Here is a 19,273-nt window from a genome sequence, read left to right on the forward strand (position 1 = left end):
GTGGGAGGGCTTTCCCCAAGGAAAGCTCACCCTTACACGGGGAACCAAGCCAGCTGGCCTTAACAAAATATCCGACAGTTACCCTGAACTAAGCGAGTCCACTAGGATATTTCTGAACAAATTCCAGGCCAATTGACCGGTGAGTTTATCCGCCCAAAGGCAGAAATATGAGCTATATCATCGACCGTCGCCTGAATGGAAAGAAGAAAAGCACGGTTAATCGTCAACGTTTCTTGAGGCGCTACAAAGCCCATATAAAGAAAGCTGTCGGAGACGCCATGAATAGCCGCTCCATCATGGACATGGACAAGGGCGAACGCATTAGTATCCCGACCAGGGATATCAGCGAACCTCTATTCTCTCACGGTGCCGGCGGGCATATTGAACGGGTACTTCCAGGTAATAAAGAGTTCACTACTGGTGACCGAATCCCTCGCCAAAGCCAAAGAGGTGGTGATGGTGGCGGAGGTGGTGCCAGTGATAGTGGTGAGGGCGTAGATGAGTTTGTTTTCCAGATATCTCAAGAAGAGTTCCTCGATTTTATGTTTGAAGGGCTACAGCTGCCCAATATGATCAAGCGCCGACTGGCCGGTAATGAGTCCTTCCAGATAGTTCGTGCCGGCATCAGCAATGAAGGCACACCCGGCCGGCTCAATGTCATTCGCTCCCTTAGGGCTGCTCATGCACGCCGTATCGCTCTTACCAGTAATAAAAGGCGGGTACTACGTGAGTTGGAGCACTCCTTGGATATGGAGGAACGGAAAGATTCCGCCTTGCGTGATCAACGAAAGATAGAGGCAATTAAAAATGAAATCATCGAGTTGCGCCAGCGTATCAGTCGTGTGCCGTTCCTTGATGATTTTGACCTTAAATACAACCTACTAATTCGCCAGCCCAAGCCGCGCTCTAGGGCTGTCATGTTCTGCTTGATGGATGTTTCTGGCTCGATGAATCAAGCAACTAAAGATATGGCAAAGCGCTTCTTCCTATTACTTTATCTTTTTCTTCAGCGCAGTTATGAATATACCGAGGTCGTATTTATCCGCCATCACACCAGTGCCAAAGAAGTGGATGAAGAGGAGTTTTTTTATTCACGGGAGACTGGCGGAACTATAGTTTCCAGTGCGTTAAAATTAATGCGAAGAATCATGCGCGAACGCTATCCGGCTAGCGAATGGAATATTTATGGTGCCCAGGCTTCTGATGGTGACAACTGGAATGACGACTCCAGTACCTGCCATAGAATCCTGATTGATGACATCATGCCTCATGTTCAATATTACTCTTATGTAGAGATTACCCCACGAGATCACCAGGCCCTCTGGGAAGAATATGAAAGTGTTCGCGCACTATTCCCAAATCATTTTGCCATGGAACAAATTGTGGATGTCCAGGATATCTATCCGGTCTTTCGACAGTTGTTTAGCCAAAAGGTAACCGCTCGATGCTAGAAACATTTGCCAGCGGCAGCGACTCACAAAAATCTGATTCTTCTGGCCCTATTTCCACTTCTTCTGAATGGACCTTTGAACTGATTCAGGAGTATGACTGCGCCATTAGCGAGCTAGCGGAAGAGTTTGGTCTGGATACCTACCCCAATCAGATCGAAGTGATCAGCTCTGAGCAAATGATGGATGCCTATTCATCGGTAGGGATGCCAGTGGGGTATCACCACTGGTCTTTTGGCAAACAATTCATCAGCGTCGAAAATAATTACCAGCGCGGCCTTATGGGGTTAGCCTACGAAATTGTTATCAATTCCAACCCCTGCATTGCTTATCTCATGGAAGAAAACACCATGACGATGCAAGCATTGGTTATTGCCCATGCCTCCTACGGGCACAATTCTTTCTTCAAAGGCAATTACCTATTTCGCTCTTGGACAGATGCCGGCAGTATCATTGATTACTTAATTTTTGCCAAGAACTATATCTCCCGTTGTGAAGAGCGCTATGGCCTTGATGAGGTAGAGGCAGTACTCGACTCCTGTCATGCCTTAATGAATTATGGCGTAGATCGTTACAAGAGGCCTTATCCCATCTCTGCAATTGAAGAGGAGCGCCAGCAGCAAGAGCGCGAAGAATACCGGCAACGGCAACTCAATGATCTATGGCGGACTATCCCCAAACTTGGAGAAGGCACCGAGGAAACCCAGGAAAAACGCTTTCCAGAAGAGCCTCAGGAAAACATCCTTTACTTTATTGAAAAAAATGCACCACTTTTAGAAAACTGGCAGCGAGAGCTGGTGCGTATTGTCCGCAAGTTAGCCCAGTATTTTTATCCACAGCGCCAGACCCAGGTAATGAATGAGGGATGGGCTACTTTTTGGCATTACACTCTGCTAACAGAGCTATATCGGCGAGGTAGGGTGACCGAAGGCTTTATGATGGAATTTTTGCAAAGCCACACCAACGTAATTTACCAACCTGGCTTTGATAGCCCCCACTACAGTGGAATAAATCCTTACACTCTGGGGTTCAGTATTTTCAGTGACCTGAGGCGAATCTGTGAAAACCCTACTGATGAGGATCGTCGTTGGTTCCCCGATATCGCAGGAAGTAACTGGCGGGAAACATTGCAATTTGCCATGCGAGATTTCAAGGATGAGAGTTTTATCTTGCAGTTCCTCTCTCCGAAAGTAATGCGCGATATGAAGCTCTTCTGTATCAGCGACAACGACAAGGAGAATGAAATCGTTGTCAGCGCAATTCATGACGATAGCGGCTATCGACAACTAAGGGAGAATCTCGCAGGCCAATACAATCTGGGTAACCGAGAGCCCAATATCCAGGTTTTCTCAGTAGACACTCGCGGCGATCGCTCATTGACCTTACATCACACCCAGTACCAGCGCCGCCCTCTGGGTAAGGAAACTACTGAAGTGCTCAAGCACTTACACAGACTCTGGGGTTTTGATGTACACCTCAACAGCCTGAATGGTGATGAGGTTATGGCCAGCTTTCACTGCCCCGAGCAAGGTCGCGACCGCCAGGAGGGAGAAGAGGAGTCTATGTTAATCCCGAAACCTATTTAAGCGTTCAGCACGGGACTGCCTATAGGCAGGTCCCGCACAGAAGGGGTGGGAAACTAAGCCAGTCGCAGCTTGATATACTTTAGTCGTCAGCTTCCAGTAACAACTTCGCTTTAGCCGCCAGCTCTCCTCGCTCCTCGCGATTTGCCAACAAGGCATCGGCCCCCGCATCCAACCAACGAGCCTTATCCAGATCATCGTCAGAGGGCACAACCAGAATACGCAGGTTAGCGTACTCACTGCGGCTTCTCAAATAATCCAGAACCTGGAAGCCGCCATCGCCGACCAAACTCGCATCAATCACTAACAGAGTGGGTTTGGCATCAGCTAACAAAATACCAGCAGAGAAGCTATCACCTGCAACTTCGATCTCACAGCCTATATTCTTTAAGGCTTGGATTCCCGACGAGGTCAGTTCGGGGTCTGTAGTTACCAACAGTACCTTACGGCTGGGCACTGCTAGATCGTTTGGAACAGGCATGGAGTTATCACGTAGGAAACCAACGAAATCCTCCACACAAATACGATGGTCACCGCGACCTGGAAGTTTGTAAGCCTTGAGTTGCCCGCGCTCTATCCAGCGAATCACCGTACGGAAGTTGACGCCGCAATACCTGGCTGCTTCGCCGGTGGTTAGCACATGTAGTTCGCTCATATTATTTTTTCTCCCCAACAACTGCAGTCCTTGATGCTCAGATCAGCCTCTCACGCCCAGACCCCATCCCCCGAAGTCAGGCGCGAAATTATCCTGCCCAATAGAACCGCCCCTTTAAATTATGCTGTTTAATGCTGCAAAACCAGCCCGAAATTCGGTCCATGTAATTTATTAACGAACAGCGAAACAACCCCCTCAAAAAATACTAAAAGATATAGTTGACAGGTATGACAGGTCTCATAGAATGGCCATAGATTACGCGACACCTGACGTGTCGCCTGATCCTCTCCAGTGGGGTGGCCGGTAAGTCAGATACCCCACTTTTGGCAATTAGATGTTTGCTAAGCGAATACCCTAAGACCCTGGGCCCCCTTGTTTTTTCGGGGCCTTTTTTTTATCTTGCCAAAATCTCACTCCTACCTTCCCTGAAATTCCTGCCCAATATCCTGTTTAATGGGCAGTGCCGGAACCAATGGATTTATGGCAGTGCAACTCTTCACCGGGAAACCGGTTTCTCCAGCCTTGGAGCGATTCTATTGAAGACCTATCTCGTTGGTGGCGCAGTACGCGACAAATTACTTAAACGCCCTGTAACCGAGCACGACTGGGTGGTAGTTGGGGGTAGTCCAGAACAGATGTTGAATCTTGGATTCCATCCTGTAGGAAAAGATTTCCCCGTTTTTCTACACCCGGAGACCGGCGAGGAGTATGCACTCGCGCGAACAGAGCGTAAGAGCGGACGCGGCTACGGTGGCTTCTCCGTAAATACGGATGCCAGTATTACTCTTGAAGAGGACCTGCAACGCCGCGACCTTACTATCAACGCGATCGCTGAATCAGAGGATGGTGCCCTGATCGATCCTTACGGTGGGCAAGCCGATCTAGAAGCACGGCTACTTCGCCATGTATCCACAGCATTCGCCGAAGATCCGTTGCGCATCCTGCGTGTAGCCCGTTTTGCGGCGCGCTACCACCACCTTGGATTTACTGTTGCATCGGAGACAATGGCGCTTATGCGCCAAATGGTCGAGGCTGGAGAGGTTGAATATCTGGTAGCGGAGCGAATCTGGAAGGAAGTAAGCCGCGCCCTTACCGAGCCCGACCCCGATGTCTTCATTCAGGTACTGAGGGAGTGCGGCGCCCTGTCCATCCTGCTTCCTGAGCTGGAGAACCTGTTCGGTGTCCCCCAACCACCAGAGCATCACCCTGAAGTGGATACTGGTGAGCATGTTTTACTGGCACTTAACAACGCCCCTGCCGAGCTACCAGTACGATTCGCAGTCTTACTGCACGACTTAGGCAAGGGGTTAACTCCCGAAGAGATTCTCCCTAGCCACCACGGCCACGAATCCGCCGGCGTGCCCCTGGTAAAGGCCGTCTGTGAGCGCTGGCGTACCCCAAAAGACCTGACTGCACTGGCTATCGGGGTCTGTGAATACCACCTGCATTGCCACAGGGCCTTCGAATTGCGCCCACAGACCATTATGAAAATGATCCGCAGTCTGGATGCCTTGCGACGTCCCGAGCGATTTGAAAACTTTCTACGCGCCTGCGAGGCAGATGCCCGGGGTCGTGAGGGGCTGGAGAATAGAGATTATCCACAAGTGGACTTTTTACGTGCCGCTCGCGAAGCAGCATCGGCGGTAACTGCCGAGGAGTTGATTAAACAGGGCTACCAGGGTGCGAAGCTGGGGCAGGCACTGGACCGGGAGCGCATCAAGGCAATCGCCAAAATAAAGGATAATTACATTGCGTAATGTGTTGATTACCGGTGCTGCCGCACGCTTGGGCCGTGCTATTACCAAAGAGCTGCATAGAGATCACAGGGTTGTTATTCACTATCGCAACTCGGCTGATGCAGCCAAGGCCCTGGCAAACGAGCTGAACCGACTTCGCCCCAACTCTGCCATAGCGTTGCACAGTGAATTGAATAGCGCCGAAGCCTGTTCCAATCTGGCCCAGCGCGCACAAGAGGCCTGGGGCGGTATCGATGTTCTGGTCAACAATGCCTCAGCATTTCACCCCACACCTGTGGGAAAGGCGACCGAGGAGGACTGGGATCGGCTGGTAGGCAGCAACCTCAAAGTCCCCTTCTTTCTCATTCAGGCCCTGAAAGAAACACTCAGCCAACAACAGGGCTGCGTTGTTAATATGGCGGATATCCACGCCGAGCGCCCGATGCCCGAGCACACTATTTACTGCGCCGCCAAGGCTGGGCTGGTAATGCTGACAAAAAGCCTCGCTCTGGAGCTGTCTCCCCAGGTCCGGGTCAATGCAGTCGCCCCCGGTGCCATTCTTTGGCCAGAGCAAGAGGCAACTAACGAAGCCAAGAAAGCACAGATCACCCAGCGCATTCCTTTGGCCCGAACCGGTGACCCCAGCGATATCGCCAAAACCGTGCGCTTCCTGGTCTGTGACGCCCCCTATATCAACGGCCAGATTATTGCTGTTGACGGCGGCCGCAACCTCAACATCTAGAGCGGGGCTTCACTTCAATTTCACCGACACTCTGTCAGAATGTTTGGCAACTTACTCTGCCACAAGAGGTTTGCCGGTGCCCTCACTGAAGATATTGTTGATTGAAGATAACCTCACTATCGCCCGCCAGATTGCCGAATTCCTGCACGCTGAGGACTGGCAGATAGATTACGCCCATCGGGGTCGCCAGGGTTTACAGCTGGCCCTGGAACAAATCTTCGACCTGATCATTCTCGACCTGGGCCTGCCGGATATAGACGGCTTGGAGGTCTGTGAAAAGATCAAGGCACAAGCGCCAGTTAACATGCCAATTCTGATGTTAACTGCCCGCGATGCTCTCGCAGATAAAGAACGCGGATTTGGTATCGGTGCCGATGACTACTTATGTAAGCCCTTCGAACCAAGGGAACTGATACTGAGATGCCGCGCCCTGGCACGTAGACACCAGCTGCATACCAGTGAAGAAATCAAGGTGGGTGATTTACAGATAAACCAGCGCCAGCAAACCGCCTACCGGGATAAACAACCTCTGCCCCTGACAACTATCGGTTTTCGCATTCTCACTATGCTCGCCCAGGCGTCGCCAGCACCAGTAAGCCGCTCGGCAATCATCCACCATATTTGGGGTGACGACCCCCCAGAAACAGACGCCTTAAAATCCCACATTTATAGTCTTCGCCAAACATTGGATAAGCCTTTCCTGGTTCCCATGTTGAAAACTATCACCAATCTCGGTTATCAGTTGGAAATTCCCAATGCGCGAAACCAGTAATTTACAGAGGAAGGTCTTCGCTATTTTTGGCAGTTTTACCCTGCTGCTATGTTTGGTGTTTTTTGCCATCTGTATGATGGTGGCCTATGTAATTGAAGACCATTTACTCGATAACTTATTGGTCGGGGAAGTCCGCTACCTCGAACAGCAGGCAAAACAGGCTAAAACAATCCCAGAGCCACGCCTACCCTATTTAACGCTATACACTGAAAGCAAAGTAATTCCTACTGAACTGCGCACTGCCCTACCTAGCCATGCAGAAAAGGCAGAATGGTTTAGTGATACGGAACATCACTTCCATCTGCGCAGAGTACATTTTCCGGGCAACGATTCCGCCGTTCTCGTAGCTGAAGTCAGTGAATTACTCACTGTTACGCGACAATCCTCGCAACTTCTCTGGCTCTTTGCCGGCGCCTGTATCTTGACCCTACTCTTAGCCCTCTATTGTGCTTATCGTATTTCCCGTAAAACCATCGCGCCTGTGGTAACCCTCGCTAAAGCAGTTCAGCAGCAGAGAAACTGCGATTCTCAAATTTCCCTGCCCTATAACAATGAACAAGATGAAATCGGTTATCTCGCAAGCACGTTGCAAGATACACTTAACCAGCTCAAGCTGACATTGCGCAGGGAAACCGAGTTTACCCGGGATACGAGCCATGAGTTGCGCACCGGGCTAACCATTCTGAAAAGCACACTGGCTCTCAGTCAAAATCGGGAAATGACTAAAGCTGAGAAAAATGAGCTATTAGAAACTGTTGCCGGTATGGAAAAAACTGTTAAGACACTATTGGCCCTCGCCCGCTCAGAATCTCTACAGTCGGAAGATATCCCATTGCGTGCTTTACTGGAGGAGCGTCTTTTAGTTCAACACCAGGTAATTGTACAAAAGCAGTTTCATGTTGATTTAAAGTTAGGGCACAAAGTCAGAGTCCTGGCCAATCGACACCTGGTAAGTCTGCTAGTCGATAACTTAATCAGCAATGCATTACAGCACGCCTCCAACCCTAAATTGATTATTACCTATAAGGGGAACACACTCTTTTTTGAGAACGCCACAGACAACCAATTAGATTTAGAAACCTCCCTCTTGCCCGGCCAAAAGAGGGAGGGCAGTGACGGTATAGGTCAAGGCCTTTTCCTGGCCAAGAGAATCTGTGAAGCCTTAAATTGGACCATCGCCGTCAAATGTCGAAAAAATATTTATCAGTGTGCTCTGTCTTTTACACAGTAATTTTCTAAGGTCCAGATTTTTACCGCAAAAACATACTGCGCTCGAGACGCACAGTGAATTGGCACCCATGCCTTATACGATCCCGAGTGCAGTTTATTCTTTCTTCCTATTTAGCAACTACCATCTCACCTGAATTTCACCTTCCACCCCCTATTCTCCTACGAACTCACTAGAAGATTTTCCGTCTGCTACCGCAATTTTGGAGATTAATATGTTGAAGAAAATTGTTATTTCCCTGGCACTGACTTTGTCGGTATTTTTTGGTTTTATTATTTGGATTAAGGGCCTAATTCCACCCCAAGAGCAGGACTTTTCCACTACGACGGTCAGTGATCTACCGTATTTACAACAATTACCCAGGGAAAGCCGAGGAAAAATCTTAGCTGTTGTCACCAGTACTGAAACGATGGGAGATAGTGGCAAGGCTACTGGTTATGAGTTAACGGAACTGGCACGCCCCTATTACATCTTTTCGGCCAACGGATTTATTGTCGATATTGCCAGTCCCAGAGGCGGCAAACCGCCTGCGGTGATCGATAAAGATGACCTTGGGCCTTTCGACTATGCCTTTCTCAATGACCCGGAGGCACAACAAAAGGTCAATAACAGTATTCCTATCGATCAGGTATCGGCAGAGGATTATCGGGCAATATTTTTTGTCGGCGGTAAAGGCACCATGTTCGATTTCCCCGACAATCCCCATATCCAGTCCCTGGTGCGGGAAATCTATAGCAGCGGCAAAATTATCGGAGCGGTTTGCCACGGGCCAGCAGCCCTTGCCAATGTCACCCTGGATAATGGCGAGCCCTTGATCGCCGATCGGCAGATTAGTGCTTTTACTAACGAAGAGGAGCTTTTTCTTATTCCCGACGCCAAGCAACGATTTCCATTCCTGCTGGAGGATCGCTTACGTAAGCAAGGCGCGGTGTTCCAGGCTGGGCCCACTTACCTGGAACAAGTCAGCGTGGATGGCCAGCTTATTACCGGACAAAACCCCTGGTCCACCTGGCTGGCGGCTGAGAGTATGGTAAGGGCGATGGGGTATACCCCAGTTCCACGCCAAGTCACCCCGGTGGAGCAGACCGTCAAATTACTACTCACTTATGAGAAGCACGGCTTTACCGAGGCCGCAGAGAAATTACAGGAACTTCAAGAGAAAGGGGAAATAGACCAGCGCCTACTGGCCATGCACGGCGTTGTCTCTGCTATGCGCTGGGAGCCGGGCAGGGCTCTGGACATAATCAGACTGCTGTCCAAGAGCCAGGACTGATAGAGCCCCTCAAAAAGCCAGCTAGCCAGCCTGCTCTAGCGGCTGGCCATTTTCATCCACAAATAATACATCGCGAATACTGAGTTTTTGCCCTTGGGCATTCTGCACAACCATTTCAGGGATAGGTTCGCCGCTGTTTTTATCGACCAGATGCACGCCGTCTTTATTGCCATTCCAGCGCAGATTCCACTGGCGCAGGGCGATTACCACCGTAAACAGGTCGCGACCTTTTTCCGTTAAGCGGTACTCGTAGCGTGTGCCGTGCTCACCCGCATCAAAGCGCACCAGCACCTCGTTATCCACCAGACGGGATAACCGATCCACAAGGATATTCTTGGCGATTCCCAGGTTTCTTTGGAAGTCCACAAAACGACGGGTACCCAGCATCGCCTGCTTAATTATCAGCAGGGACCACCAGTCCCCCACCTCATTCAGGGCGCAAGCCAGGGAGCAATCAAGATCATCAAAGCGTTTACGTGACATATAGGGAGCCTCTGAATAACTCCGTGATACCTCTGGCATGCAGAGCGGTTCACAATCAAGGCGCGGCTTCACAGGAATGTCTAGACCTTTCAAGAAGTCGCAACGCGGAGTGTGAATCGCTCTGCAAGCCCCGAAGGGCGGGCCTTGAAGGCCACAGCTGCTGCGTTGCAGCTCTTGCAAAGGACTGAGCCATTCGCGGCGAGCTGCGCCTAACATCTGCAGCCTTCATGGCCCGCAGAGGCATTACGGAGTTATTCAGAGGCTCCCTAGCCAGTATACCGGCAAAAGAGTTGCAATACGAAACCAGATATTGAACTCAACCTTAAAATAAGGTCTTATAACGCAACCGTTTTAATTGTGACCTAGTGGGACCAGTGAGTCCCAGTGTTGAATCGAGACATTCAGGAGAGAAATATGAGTGGTTCCCTGGACAACCTACTGCGTCCTTTCGAGCATAAATCCCTAAAGCTGCGCAACCGGGTCGCAATGGCCCCCATGACCCGCACTATGTCACCGGGCTATTCAGCCAATGACCAGGTGGCCGGCTATTACCGCCGCCGAGCTGAAGGTGAAGTGGGACTAATTATTACCGAAGGCACCTTCGTTAATCATAAAGCCGCAAACGGCTACGAGAATGTACCGGCAATCTACGGTGAAGCCGCTCTCGCCGGCTGGAAAAAAGTGGTAGACGAAGTACACGCTGCCGGTGGCCAGATTATCCCACAGTTGTGGCACGTAGGTTCCGTGCGCAAAGAGGGCATAGGCCCGGATAAATCAGTGCCCGGCTACTCCCCCTCAGGCCTGTTCAAACCCGGCAAGCCCAATGGCCAGGCGATGAGCAAAGAGGACATCCAAGAAGTTGTACAAGCTTTTGCAGACGCGGCGAAAGCAGCCAAGGAAATTGGATTTGACGGCGTAGAGATTCACGGCGCCCACGGCTATCTGATCGACCAGTTTTTCTGGGAAGGTACCAACCAACGCGATGACGAGTACGGTGGCTCCATCGAAAATCGCACCCGCTTTGCAGTGGAAATTATCAAAGCGGTACGTGAAGCCGTAGGCGAAGATTTCGCCATAGTGCTGCGCTACTCCCAATGGAAGCAGCAGGATTACGAAGCCAAGTTGGCGCAAAACCCAGAAGAACTGAAACGCTTCCTAACACCGCTGGTTAAAGCCGGCGTTGATATTTTCCACGCCTCTACAAGACGCTTCTGGGTGCCAGAATTTGAGGGTTCTGATCTCAACCTGGCAGGCTGGACCAAGGAATTGACTGGAAAACCGGTAATTTCTGTCGGCAGTGTCGGCCTTGACGATGATTTTATCGGCGGCAATAACCAGGGCATGGGCGGTACTGCCAATCCTACCGATTTAGGCGAACTGACCCGCCGTATGGACAACCAGGAGTTCGACCTGATTGCCGTTGGCCGCGCGCTATTACAAGACCCACACTGGTTCGCCAAGGTGCGTGAAGATCGCCCGGAGGAAATCACTCCGTTCACCAAAGAAGCGCTAATGAGCCTAAGTTAATTATTCCTAAAAAAAAGCAGCCTTAAAGGGCTGCTTTTTTATCTGCATTTTTTAAAAAATTATTGGAATCACGGCCAAATAAATTCCACCGGCCACAATTTTTGTGAAGCCTGGTCGTACTCATCCCACAGTTGACGGTAAGTTTTCTGCTCGACCGGATGCAGTACTTCCGGTGCTATCTCTGCCAGAGGCTGTAATACAAAGGCATTTTTTACAATCTCACCTCGAGGCAATTTTACCCCGTCGACAGTTCCGGTCAGGTGGTCGTAGGTGAGGGTATCAATATCCAGGGTGCGTGCGCTGAACTTAGGCCCGGAGCGCAGGCGGCCGTTGGCATCTTCAATACCTCGCAGACACAGGGCCAGCTGCCCTACCGGCAGGTCAGTTTGCAGCCCAACCACCAGGTTGTAAAAGTTATCGCCCTGGAAACCCACCGCTTCACTTTCGAAGACCCGGGACACCTGTAATTCGCCAAACCGCCCGGCCAGGGCATTCAGCGCTGCGCGGATATATTGCGCACGATTGATATTACTGCCGAGGCTGAGATACACCTGAGCCACGTTTACACTCCCGCAGACATCGCTGCTGCACCTTTTGCCGGCCTCTCGCCGCGCTCAATAATGACACCCACATCCCTGGACCCTCTGACCGCACCCGGCTTGGACAACCGCAGTCGCAGCCAGCTTACAGAAAACTCTTCCCTGACAATTGCCGCAGCCTGCTCTGCCATGGTCTCCACCAACAGAAACTCACTGCTTTCAATAAAAGCGATCAAGCGCTTGGCCACCGCTTTATAGTTAAGTGTGTACTCGATATTGTCTGTGCGCGCCGCCTCACTGATATCGAAGGCCATCTCCAGATCAAGGCTGACGGTCTGGCGCACTTCCCGCTCCCAATCGTAAATACCAATAATGGTATTCACTTTTAAATCCCGTATATAAACAATATCCATTTATTGGCTCTTTTCTTTTTAACTGCCAGGCTGCTCCTGGGATTTTTAAAGTTCGGTCTTGGGCAATTCTGTCATAGGCCAGCGCGGGCGCACATCCACAGCTAAATCAGTCTGCTCCCCGACCTTTAAACGCAAACTACCGGCATAGGCAATCATGGCGCCGTTATCGGTACAAAATTCATGGCGCGGATAATAGACACTGGCACCGTCCTTGCTCAGACTTGTTTCCAGGCGCTCGCGCAGCTGTTTATTTGCGGAAACCCCACCGGCAATCACCAGGGTTTTATAACCGGAGGCCTTAATGGCGCGCCGACACTTAATCACCAGGGTATCCACTACGGCCTCTTGAAAGGCCGCAGCGATATCCGCGCAGGTTTGCTCATCCGGCAAGCCATCTTCGAGGGCGTGCTGGCGCACGGTAGTCAGAGTGAAGGTTTTAAGACCTGAAAAACTGAAGTCCAGCCCTGGCCGATCAGTCATGGGGCGCGGGAAGGTAAAGCGTTTGGAGTCACCTTTCTCCGCCAGGGCAGCCAAACGCGGGCCGCCTGGGTAATCCAGGTCGAGCATTTTAGCGGCCTTATCGAAGGCTTCACCGGCGGCATCATCCAGGGACTCCCCCATCAGTTCGTAGTCACCAAGACCACGCACTTCCACCAGCTGGGTGTGTCCGCCGGAAACCAGCAAGGCGACAAAAGGAAAGGCCGGAGGGTTTTCCTCCAACATGGGTGCTAATAGATGCCCTTCCATATGATGCACCGCCACCGCTGGAACATCCCAACCATATGCCAAGGAGCGGCCAGCACAGGCACCTACCATTAGGGCACCAACCAAACCAGGCCCCGCGGTATAAGCTACGCCATCCAGGTCAGAGGGCTTGGTATTGGTCTTGGCCATTACCTGGCGCACCAGGGGTAGCAGCTTGCGCACATGATCGCGACTCGCCAGCTCCGGTACCACACCACCATAATCTGCATGCAGATCCACTTGGCTGAACAGGGCATGGCCTAGCAGGCCGGATTCTGAATCGTAGATAGCTACGCCAGTTTCATCGCAGGAAGTTTCTATACCGAGGACGCGCACTTGATCTCACACTCGTGACTGCTTCGAGGGGCCGTTATCATACTTGAAAATGGGGTTGCGATCCCGTAGGGGAGTGTTTAGAATTTGCGCCCTCGCTGTGAACCGGCCACCGGATGCAACTGCGAGAGCATTGCCGGAATGGCCGAGAGAAACGAATTTTAACAGGTATCCTAATGCCCTCTGTACGAATTAAAGACAACGAACCTTTCGATATCGCCCTGCGCCGCTTCAAGCGCTCCTGTGAAAAAGCAGGCGTACTGTCTGAAGTACGTCGTCGCGAGTTCTACGAGAAGCCCACCGCTGTTCGTAAGCGCAAAGCTGCTGCCGCTGTTAAGCGTCACGCTAAAAAGCTTCAGCGCGAAAATCGCAAGTTCCAGCGTCTCTACTAAGAGCCGCAGGCTGCATAAGCCTGTCGCAGCGAGACGGCCGGACGGGCTCAGCTCGTAGCGGAGCTATAAAGAACGGCGTGCGAGCCATACTCGCGCGCCGTTTTGCGTTTGGGCTAACGCATTTTCCCCCGCCCAGCAGACAAGCTATTCTAAGCACCCGAAACCAAAATTCATTGCCAACAATCCCGGAACACTCGTTATGAGCACTCTCAAGGAAACCCTGACCCAGGCCACCAAAGACGCAATGAAAGCGCGAGACAAAGAGCGCCTGGCTACCCTGCGCCTGATCAATGCCGAAGTTAAGCGCGTTGAAGTCGACGAGCGCATCGACCTTGATGACGCCCGCATCCTCGCCCTGCTGGACAAGATGACCAAACAGCGTCGCGATTCCATCGCCCAGTACGAAAAGGCAGGCCGCGCCGAGTTGGCGGCAGTGGAGCAGGCTGAGATCGAGGTAATCCAGGAGTTCCTGCCCAAGCAGCTGACCGAGGCTGAAATCAACGAAATTGTCTCTTCCGCTGTGCAAGACACAGGCGCCAGCAGCATGGCCGATATGGGCAAGGTTATTGCCCAGGTTAAACCCCAGGTACAGGGCCGTGCAGATATGGGCGCAGTAAGTAAGCTGGTAAAAGCCCAACTGGGCTAATCCTCACACGGGAAGCACTATGCCCAGCAAGATCCCCCAGCATTTTATCGATGACCTGCTCGCCAGAGCAGATATTGTCGAGTTGGTGGACAGCCGGGTTAAATTGCGCAAAACCGGCAAAAACTACTCCGCCTGCTGCCCCTTTCACGATGAGAAAACTCCATCTTTTACCGTAAGTCCAGACAAGCAGTTCTATTACTGCTTTGGTTGCGGCGCCAACGGCAACGCCATTGGCTTTCTCATGGAGTACGACCGCCTCCCCTTCCCTGAGGCGGTAGAAAAACTCGCTGCAACCCGCGGCCTTGAGGTACCCCGGGAGCAACTCGCACCAGGGCAAGAGAAACGCCAAAAAGAGAGCCAGTCCCTCTACCAACTCACAGAGAAAGTCGCAGATTACTACCGCGAGCAACTTCGCAGCCACCCTACCGCCGGCAATGCCGTGGCTTATCTACGCAACCGCGGCCTTTCAGGGGAGATTGCCCGCGACTTCGGTATAGGCCTGGCGCCCCCGGGCTGGGATAACCTGCTCAACGCACTGGCCGATACTCCAGAAAAAGCGGACCAGCTGGAACTGGCGGGCCTGGCCATTCGCCGCCAGGATAGCGATGGCAATACTAAGCCCAACTCGCGCCACCATTATGATCGTTTCCGCAATCGTATTATTTTCCCAATCCGCGACCAGCGCGGACGCGCTATCGCCTTCGGTGGACGAGTACTGGGAGATGAGAAACCCAAGTACCTGAACTCCCCTGAAACCCCTATTTTCCACAAGAGCCGTGAGCTCTACGGCCTGTGGGAAGCACGTCAGGCCAATCGCAACCTTGAACGCCTGATTGTGGTAGAGGGCTATATGGATGTGGTGGCCCTGGCCCAGTTCGATATCCGTTGCGCCGTCGCCACCCTGGGGACCGCTTGTGGCGAAGACCATATCCAACTCGCCTTCCGCCACACCACAGAGCTGCTGTTCTGCTTTGACGGCGACCGCGCCGGCCGCACTGCCGCGCGACGTGCCCTTGAGTCTGCTCTGCCACAAATGCAGGATGGCCGCAGCCTTCGCTTCCTGTTGCTGCCGGAAGGTGAGGACCCAGACACCCTGGTGCGCCAGCTGGGCGGAGAGCGCTTTCAGCAGCTAATGGAGGAACAGGCCCTGCCACTGGAAGATTTTCTCTTTGATTTGCTCAGCGAGGATCTCAACCTACAAACCATGGACGGCCGCGCGCGCCTGTCCAAACTCGCCGCTCCTCTACTGGATTTGCTACCAGAAGGTGTTTACCGCCAACTGATGTTCCAACAACTCGCCTCACGCACAGGTCTCGACAAAGAGACTTTGCAGGAGGTTATCCAAGCGGAGAAAGCCCGCAACACCCAGGTACAGCGCAGGCAACCTCAACAAACAACAGCCGAACAAGAACATAGGACGACGCTAGAGCCCAATCAGGACTCCCAGCATCGCACTCCGCCAGAGCCCTGGCCACGAGATCGCGCCCCCTACCTGGCGGAAGCCTCCCCACAGGAACCTGGTAACCTGCGACGCAGCGGGCAATACCGCCTGCCAACGGAACGTATGCTTATTGCCCTTCTGCTGCACCATCCACAACTTTCTGCACAAATAAAGGACCTGGAGCACTTCCGGACAAGTAGTGATCCCGATCTGGCACTCTTTGCACAGCTGGTAGAACTACTCAGGAACCGCCCCGAATATAACCTCAATCAGCTACTCGGCTATTGGCGCGCCCATCATGGTGCCGAATCCTGCGATACCCTGGCCCAGCTCGCCGCATCCCAGCTGGTCTCCAGTATTCGCCAGTTAGCACAAGGCAATAGCAACCTGGAATACGATCCACAAACTGAATTCAGCGACTGCCTGCAGCGCCTGAAACAAGCCGCTGACAAGCAGCGTAAGCGTGATTTACTCGCCCAACTCAAAAGTGGCACCCAGCTCAGCCAGGAAGAACAGCTGGCGCTTTTGGCCAACTGGCGCAGAAAAGACAATTAATCTGCATTAACCCCTTGAAAACTGTGGGCTCAACACTATATTCACACACCCCGCCGGGCGGGAACGGGAACCCCAGCACCCTAAACTACGCACTAACGCCGTTACTTGACAGCTAAAGTGGTTATTGCTATTGCAAATACGCTATAATCCCGCGTCTTTGTCCCGTATTTTCATCCCCAGAATTCAGGGTTGTGCATGACCGACAAAACCCAGCAACAGACCTCCCGCATTAAGGAGCTGATCGCCCGCGGTAAAGAGCAGGGCTATCTCACTTACGCGGAGGTAAACGACCACCTTCCGGAAGATATTTCCGACCCCGATCAGGTGGAAGACATTATTGGCATGATCAACGACATGGGTATCAAGGTGTTCGAAAGCGCACCAGATGCCGAAGAGTTGTTGATGGCTGAAGGCGACAGCTCCGCTGACGAGATCGCCGCAGCCGAAGCAGCAGCCGCACTGGCCGCCGTAGAATCCGATGTAGGCCGCACCACCGATCCGGTACGCATGTATATGCGCGAAATGGGCACCGTTGAGCTGCTCACGCGCGAGGGCGAAATCGCCATTGCCAAGCGCATCGAAGAGGGCCTGCGTGAGCTGATGGCCGCTCTCGCCTATTGGCCAGGTGCAGTACAACAGATCATTGATGAGTACGCGCTAATCGAAAAAGAAGAGCGCCGTGTTCCTGATGTCATTTCCGGCTGGCTCGACCCCGCCGAAGATGTACCACCTGGTGCTCAAGCTGGCCAAGCCGCGGAATCCCGTGAGACCAGCGATAGCGATGACGAATCTGCCGACGACGAGGATGACGACAGTACCTCAGAGGAAGAAGAGGAAAACGCCGGTGGCCTCGACCCAGAGGAACTGGCAGAGCGCATGAATGCGCTAATCACTGCTCAGAAAGTTGCAGACGAAGCCATTACCGCCCACGGACGCGACTCCAAGGAAGCAGGCGAAGCCCTCGAAGCCGTGGCTGAAGTCTTCCGCTACTTCAAACTGGCACCGCGCCAGTTCGATCCGCTCTACGGCGAAGTGCGCGATATTCTCGACAGTGTGCGCAGACAAGAGCGCATCACTATGAACCTGTGCATCAAGCGTGCACGCATGCCGCGTAAGACCTTTATCAAAGAGTTCCCCGGTAACGAAACCAATGAGGATTGGATCCCGGCGATCATCAAAAAGAAGCGCGACTACTCCGACGCCCTGCGCCATGTAGTGGACGATATAGTACGCGCCCAGCGTAAACTGGCCCAGTGCCAGGAACGCTCCGGACTGGACGTAGGCCAGATCAAAGAGATCAACCGCCGTATGTCCATTGGTGAGGCCCGCTCTCGCCGCGCCAAGAAGGAAATGGTGGAAGCCAACCTTCGCCTGGTGATTTCTATCGCCAAAAAGTACACCAACCGCGGCCTTCAGTTCTTGGATCTGATTCAGGAGGGCAACATCGGCCTGATGAAGGCTGTGGATAAGTTCGAATACCGTCGCGGTTATAAGTTCTCCACCTACGCCACCTGGTGGATTCGTCAGGCGATCACCCGCTCCATTGCTGACCAGGCACGTACCATCCGTATTCCAGTGCATATGATTGAGACTATTAATAAGCTCAACCGTATCAGCCGCCAGATGCTGCAGGAAATGGGGCGTGAACCCACTCCTGAAGAGTTGGGCGAGCGTATGGAAATGCCGGAAGACAAGGTACGCAAAGTCCTCAAGATCGCTAAAGAGCCCATCTCCATGGAGACTCCCATCGGCGATGACGAAGACTCACACCTGGGTGACTTTATCGAAGACCAGAACCAGTCCTCCCCGGTGGACACCGCCACCCAGACCGGCCTGCACGATGCCACCCGCTCCGTGCTCTCCGGCCTGACCGCGCGTGAAGCCAAGGTACTGCGTATGCGCTTTGGTATTGACATGAACACTGACCACACTCTGGAAGAGGTGGGTAAGCAGTTCGATGTAACCCGTGAGCGTATCCGACAGATTGAGGCCAAGGCCCTGCGTAAGCTGCGACACCCGTCCCGATCGGAGCACCTGCGGAGCTTCCTCGACGAGTAAGCGCCAACTAAAAAGCCCGGTTTCGACCGGGCTTTTTTATGTGACACAATAAAGACCACCCTCAAGGGTCTACGGATGGCAGGAGAGTAATATGCAAAAAGAAGTCGCCAGCAAACCGGAAAAGTCTGAAGGAGTCGCCAATAAGCCGGGCAAAAAAGGCCTTGCTCGACTGATCGCCGCCGCCAGATATTCGAGCGAAGGCCTCGCCGCCGCCTGGCGTAATGAGGAAGCCTTCCGTATGGAAATCATCCTCGTAATCTTCATTATCCCTCTCGCCATCTGGGTCGGAGATACACCGGCAGAGCGCGCCATACTAATCGCCGTAAGCTTGGTGGTACTGCCCCTTGAGCTAATCAACAGCGCCATTGAGGCTACCGTGGACCGCATAAGCCCAGAAAAACACCCTTTGGCCAAGATTGCCAAGGACACAGGCTCCGCCGCCGTAGCCGTGGCTCTTATTTCATGGCTGATTGTCTGGGGCTGCATAGTAATTCCCAAGCTGCCAATCTAACCGCGATCTGTGTAAAAGCTTGAAGAGAAAAGCGGGAAGCTTAACTTCCCGCCCCATCTAAACGGCAGTACCAGTTAAAACCCTAAAATCATACGGTCGTACTAATATAGAAAGCTGTAAATTCCAACTGCCTTACCATTGACACTAAAATACACCGCCAAGTATTTCGTATAAAAAATAAACGATAAAGTTCA

General features: G+C 52.4%; 18 protein-coding genes. 13 read left to right on the top strand and 5 right to left on the bottom strand.

From position 1 onward, the window contains the following. The first annotated feature begins 167 nt into the window (after window positions 1–167). Together G367_RS0102510 and G367_RS22930 are read left to right on the top strand one after the other, a co-directional pair. Window positions 168–1,451, top strand: a complete 1,284-nt coding sequence (locus tag G367_RS0102510) for a YeaH/YhbH family protein (RefSeq protein ID WP_020411517.1) — start codon at window positions 168–170, stop codon at window positions 1,449–1,451. Continuing rightward, the gene (locus G367_RS22930; RefSeq protein ID WP_020411518.1) at window positions 1,445–3,034 is read left to right on the top strand and encodes a SpoVR family protein; all 1,590 of its coding nucleotides are present in this window, start codon (window positions 1,445–1,447) and stop codon (window positions 3,032–3,034) included. The genes G367_RS0102510 and G367_RS22930 overlap by 7 nt, the downstream gene beginning before the upstream one ends. 79 nt (window positions 3,035–3,113) lie before the next feature. On the opposite strand, the gene G367_RS0102520 is transcribed toward G367_RS22930, so the two are convergent. Further along, window positions 3,114–3,686 (bottom strand): helix-turn-helix domain-containing protein, encoded by a 573-nt coding sequence (locus G367_RS0102520; RefSeq protein ID WP_020411519.1) that lies wholly within the window; start codon window positions 3,684–3,686, stop codon window positions 3,114–3,116. A gap of 536 nt (window positions 3,687–4,222) precedes the next feature. Here G367_RS0102520 and G367_RS0102525 point away from each other — a divergent pair. From G367_RS0102525 to G367_RS0102545, 5 genes are all read left to right on the top strand, one after another. Continuing rightward, window positions 4,223–5,443, top strand: coding sequence for a multifunctional CCA addition/repair protein (locus G367_RS0102525; protein ID WP_026304896.1), 1,221 nt, complete (start codon window positions 4,223–4,225; stop codon window positions 5,441–5,443). Between the two features lies 1 nt (window position 5,444). Continuing rightward, window positions 5,445–6,164 carry a pteridine reductase gene (locus G367_RS0102530; RefSeq protein WP_342664441.1) on the top strand — a complete coding sequence of 240 codons (720 nt, stop codon included), beginning with the start codon at window positions 5,445–5,447 and terminating at the stop codon, window positions 6,162–6,164. A 76-nt stretch (window positions 6,165–6,240) separates the two neighbouring features. Beyond that, entirely contained in the window at window positions 6,241–6,936 is a 696-nt protein-coding gene (locus G367_RS0102535) for a response regulator transcription factor (protein ID WP_020411522.1), read from the top strand. Then, entirely contained in the window at window positions 6,920–8,167 is a 1,248-nt protein-coding gene (locus tag G367_RS0102540) for a sensor histidine kinase (protein ID WP_020411523.1), read from the top strand. Before G367_RS0102535 ends, G367_RS0102540 begins: the two co-directional genes overlap by 17 nt. A 211-nt stretch (window positions 8,168–8,378) precedes the next feature. Continuing rightward, window positions 8,379–9,437 (top strand): type 1 glutamine amidotransferase domain-containing protein, encoded by a 1,059-nt coding sequence (locus G367_RS0102545; protein ID WP_020411524.1) that lies wholly within the window; start codon window positions 8,379–8,381, stop codon window positions 9,435–9,437. 21 nt (window positions 9,438–9,458) lie between these two features. Here the strand turns inward: G367_RS0102545 and G367_RS0102550 are convergent, their stop codons facing one another. Continuing rightward, the gene (locus G367_RS0102550) at window positions 9,459–9,920 is read right to left on the bottom strand and encodes a winged helix-turn-helix transcriptional regulator (RefSeq protein WP_026304897.1); all 462 of its coding nucleotides are present in this window, start codon (window positions 9,918–9,920) and stop codon (window positions 9,459–9,461) included. A 414-nt stretch (window positions 9,921–10,334) separates the two neighbouring features. On the opposite strand from G367_RS0102550, the gene G367_RS0102555 reads away from it, so the two are divergent. Continuing rightward, the gene (locus G367_RS0102555) at window positions 10,335–11,447 is read left to right on the top strand and encodes an NADH:flavin oxidoreductase (protein ID WP_020411526.1); all 1,113 of its coding nucleotides are present in this window, start codon (window positions 10,335–10,337) and stop codon (window positions 11,445–11,447) included. A 68-nt stretch (window positions 11,448–11,515) separates the two neighbouring features. Here the strand turns inward: G367_RS0102555 and folK are convergent, their stop codons facing one another. The 3 genes from folK to tsaD are packed head-to-tail and all read right to left on the bottom strand — an operon-like array spanning window position 11,516 to window position 13,479. Next, window positions 11,516–12,007 (bottom strand): 2-amino-4-hydroxy-6-hydroxymethyldihydropteridine diphosphokinase, encoded by a 492-nt coding sequence (gene folK / locus G367_RS0102560; RefSeq protein WP_020411527.1) that lies wholly within the window; start codon window positions 12,005–12,007, stop codon window positions 11,516–11,518. Between the two features lie 2 nt (window positions 12,008–12,009). Continuing rightward, complete coding sequence (folB, locus tag G367_RS0102565) at window positions 12,010–12,399, bottom strand: dihydroneopterin aldolase (protein ID WP_020411528.1); 390 nt, start codon at window positions 12,397–12,399, stop codon at window positions 12,010–12,012. Window positions 12,400–12,444: 45 nt separating this feature from the next. Then, window positions 12,445–13,479, bottom strand: coding sequence for a tRNA (adenosine(37)-N6)-threonylcarbamoyltransferase complex transferase subunit TsaD (tsaD, locus tag G367_RS0102570; RefSeq protein ID WP_020411529.1), 1,035 nt, complete (start codon window positions 13,477–13,479; stop codon window positions 12,445–12,447). A gap of 173 nt (window positions 13,480–13,652) precedes the next feature. Between tsaD and rpsU the strand changes: the two genes are divergently transcribed. The 5 genes from rpsU to G367_RS0102595 all read left to right on the top strand — a co-directional run bounded on the left by rpsU (window position 13,653) and on the right by G367_RS0102595 (window position 19,079). Then, a complete protein-coding gene (gene rpsU / locus G367_RS0102575; RefSeq protein WP_020411530.1) occupies window positions 13,653–13,868 on the top strand; it encodes a 30S ribosomal protein S21 in 216 nt (71 codons plus the stop codon). A 199-nt stretch (window positions 13,869–14,067) separates the two neighbouring features. Then, window positions 14,068–14,514 carry a GatB/YqeY domain-containing protein gene (locus tag G367_RS0102580; RefSeq protein WP_020411531.1) on the top strand — a complete coding sequence of 149 codons (447 nt, stop codon included), beginning with the start codon at window positions 14,068–14,070 and terminating at the stop codon, window positions 14,512–14,514. A 19-nt stretch (window positions 14,515–14,533) separates the two neighbouring features. Further along, a complete protein-coding gene (gene dnaG / locus G367_RS0102585) occupies window positions 14,534–16,510 on the top strand; it encodes a DNA primase (protein WP_020411532.1) in 1,977 nt (658 codons plus the stop codon). A 195-nt stretch (window positions 16,511–16,705) separates the two neighbouring features. Then, a complete protein-coding gene (rpoD, locus tag G367_RS0102590) occupies window positions 16,706–18,568 on the top strand; it encodes an RNA polymerase sigma factor RpoD (RefSeq protein WP_020411533.1) in 1,863 nt (620 codons plus the stop codon). A 91-nt stretch (window positions 18,569–18,659) separates the two neighbouring features. Then, window positions 18,660–19,079 (top strand): diacylglycerol kinase, encoded by a 420-nt coding sequence (locus tag G367_RS0102595; RefSeq protein ID WP_020411534.1) that lies wholly within the window; start codon window positions 18,660–18,662, stop codon window positions 19,077–19,079. The last annotated feature ends 194 nt before the right edge of the window (window positions 19,080–19,273 follow it).

It is taken from the genome of Microbulbifer variabilis ATCC 700307, assembly GCF_000380565.1.
GTDB lineage: Bacteria > Pseudomonadota > Gammaproteobacteria > Pseudomonadales > Cellvibrionaceae > Microbulbifer > Microbulbifer variabilis.